At 34.8% G+C, this 1,415-nt stretch carries 2 protein-coding genes; one reads left to right on the top strand and one right to left on the bottom strand.

The window, feature by feature from the left end; translation table 11 throughout:
* Positions 1-271 precede the first annotated feature (271 nt).
* Entirely contained in the window at positions 272-556 is a 285-nt protein-coding gene (locus ACZ1AQ_RS15090) for a hypothetical protein (protein WP_489633690.1), read from the top strand.
* 143 nt (positions 557-699) lie between these two features.
* On the opposite strand, the gene ACZ1AQ_RS15085 is transcribed toward ACZ1AQ_RS15090, so the two are convergent.
* Positions 700-1,278, bottom strand: coding sequence for a tetratricopeptide repeat protein (locus ACZ1AQ_RS15085; protein ID WP_489633689.1), 579 nt, complete (start codon positions 1,276-1,278; stop codon positions 700-702).
* Positions 1,279-1,415: the final 137 nt, after the last annotated feature.

The following is a 1,415-nucleotide window of genomic DNA, read 5'->3' as shown; positions in this document are numbered from 1 at the left end:
TAATGATTAGGATTGATAATCCTATTATAATTAAAATTAAAGATAGGGTAATTGTATAAAGTCTTGATTTCATTTGTCTAAAGTTATAGAATTTACGGTTTCTGTTAATGCTTGCTGCTAACGGCTGATGCTACACGATGGCTGGGACAGGCACAAAACCATACATCGATTTAAAACTAATAAATGCAAGTGCAAAACAAACTTTAAATTAAACAATTAACCCAGCTATTGTGTAGCATATGTTACCAGTAGTTACTTAACACACAAAATTATGAGCGGAGGAAGCTACAATTATTTATGTTATAAAGAAGCTTATGACATACACGAAAGAATCAATGAACTTCACGAAATGCGTGACAGATTAACTGAACTAGATATTACAGACGCAGCTTTGGAAACAGAAAGCGTAATATTAACTCTAAAAGCCTTTGAGATTAGATTACAAGCTAGAATAAACAGACTAAGAAACGTTTGGAAAGCTGTTGAATGGATGGACTCAGGGGATAGCGGTATTGACTATGTTAACGATGAAGTTGAAAAGTATCGTGAATCATAATTACTGGTAACGTTCCCGCGCTACACGCAGGCTGGGATTAAAGATGCGTATTCTTTCGGTTAAAAACAAATGTATCAAACACAAACTATTTTCAAATTAAACCCATTGCCCAGCTTGCTTGTAGCGTGTGTTACCTGTAGTTTTTATTTCCATAGTTGACAGTAGTCATGATAAGTCCGTAACTCATGGTCGGTTATACTTTTGGCTATTTCCTTGTCTTTTTCTGCATTTGTAGTGTCGCCTAAAATATACCTCATTGCACCTCGTTCATAAAATGCGTTGTTTATGTATTCATATTTTCTTGTCTTGTCAAGCAGAATTGCTTGATTAAAATCGTCAAATGCTTCTTTGTGCTTTTTTAATTCTTTTCTGCAACCGCCTCTTCTAAAGTAAAATTCAATGTCGTTTGGGAAAGTCTGCAAACCCAATGAAAAAACTCTCTCAGCATTTTGTTTGTCACCATTTAATAGTAAATAACTCCAAGTTAGTTTGTCAAATACATCTCTTTCCATAAATCCTTTTTCAATTGATTTTTCAAAATAAAATATCGCTTTACTAAGCCCGTCATGGTCGTGATAGTCGCCATGGTCAGCAGATTTAAAATGTTCTAAACCAATTTTATAAAGTTGTTGTCCAGTTTGAAAAGAGTTACAACTGAATAAAGCAATCGTCACTATCAAACAGAGTAGAAATGATGATATTTTGTTGTGTCGTGTCGTCATTTAAAATTACAGGTAACGTTCCCGCGCTACACGCAGGCTGGGATTAAAGATGCGGAATCTTTCGGATAAAAACAAATGCATCAAACACAAACTATCTTCAAATTAAACCAATTGCCCAGCTTGCTTGTAGCGTGTGT

Source organism: Flavobacterium sp. UM26 (assembly GCF_057922445.1).
Note: the sequence above shows the minus strand (reverse complement) of the source record. Positions and strands in the feature narration are given on the sequence as shown.

Excerpts from the sequence above, each read along its gene's own strand:
- ACZ1AQ_RS15090 (WP_489633690.1), top strand. The coding sequence starts at position 272 with ATGAGCGGAGGAAGCTACAATTATTTATGTTATAAAGAAGCTTATGAC.
- ACZ1AQ_RS15085 (WP_489633689.1), bottom strand. The coding sequence starts at position 1,278 with ATGACGACACGACACAACAAAATATCATCATTTCTACTCTGTTTGATA.